Source organism: Bacillus sp. XF8 (assembly GCF_017498755.1).
Lineage (GTDB): Bacteria > Bacillota > Bacilli > Bacillales > Bacillaceae_G > Bacillus_A > Bacillus_A bingmayongensis.
In genome coordinates this window covers 1-1,101 of the sequence record NZ_JAGDQK010000121.1, presented here as the reverse complement: position 1 = coordinate 1,101, position 1,101 = coordinate 1, and the positions used below count along the sequence as shown (strand labels likewise).

Here is a 1,101-nt window from a genome sequence, read left to right as displayed (position 1 = left end):
TTATCGGCATATCCATATCCTTTATTGACAACGACCTTTCCATCATGAACGACGACAAAACTAGAACCGTTCACATTGTACTTCTTCATTTTTTCTTCAAATAACGGATCAGCAAAAGATTCTATTTCTTTTTTATTATTAGGTCCATTCGTCATTTGGATATTAGTCGTGGATGCCGATGGTTTTGATTTTCCTGCTTCTAATGATTGTTGGGAACACGCAGAAATCATGGTTGAAGAAGAAAGAAGAATTGCAACGATCCCCAGTTTGTTAATTGCTTGTTTCATTTTTGTACACTCCTTTATTTGATTGAAATTTTTTGTTAGCACAACGAGTTAGCGGCTCGTTAGCGTATGAACAGAGTGTAGCAAGCGGCGAGTCATAGTCGATAGTGAACTTTTGTCATATTTATAAAGAACAACAAAAATTGAGTGGGATACGGCTGTATTAATAGCTATGTCATAAAAATCATGACATTTTGACACTACCGTATGTGACAGAAAAACACTTAGAATCAAAGAGCAGTTTTTAACGCATTAACAATAAATGAGGAGGGGAGATTTTCATTGTGTATGATAAAAATATAAAGAGGCGTGAAAGGGGAAACAGGTATGACCTATATATGAAAAACAAACCAGTAACAAGAGTGTTTTAAGGAAAAGAAGTAATTTCTGCGGTTAACATACATGTGGAAAAAGAGGGATTTACCGTTTGATAGGACACAATGGCGTTTGTAAAAATAACAATTAGGAACATAATTACAAATTCAATGTTGACCTTTTGTCATTGGTAGAGATGATAGCTGTGTGGTTAGTATGAAGCAGCTAGCTAGCAACCACCTATACAATATGAATAGAGGAGAGGAATACCTTATGAAAACACGTAGTCAAATTACATGTGCAAGTCTGGCCCTTTTAATAGCTGGAAGTTCCCTGTTATACACAACACCAACCTCAATTGTAAAAGCAGAGCCCACTCAAAATGTATCTAGTTCGTTACAAACAAGTACTCAACGAGATCGTAATTCCGTCAAGCAAGCAATGCGGGATACATTGCAACTTGGATACCCGGGGATACTTGCTAAAACTTCTGAGGGTGGAA

Annotated in this window: 2 pseudogenes; one reads left to right on the top strand and one right to left on the bottom strand. The window is 36.6% G+C overall.

The annotated features are described in order from the left end of the window. Window positions 1-287, bottom strand: a pseudogene (locus J4P91_RS28680) (serine hydrolase); the annotation flags it as partial. Between the two features lie 561 nt (window positions 288-848). On the opposite strand from J4P91_RS28680, the pseudogene J4P91_RS28675 reads away from it, so the two are divergent. Beyond that, window positions 849-1,101 (top strand): annotated as a pseudogene (locus J4P91_RS28675) (serine hydrolase domain-containing protein); the annotation flags it as partial.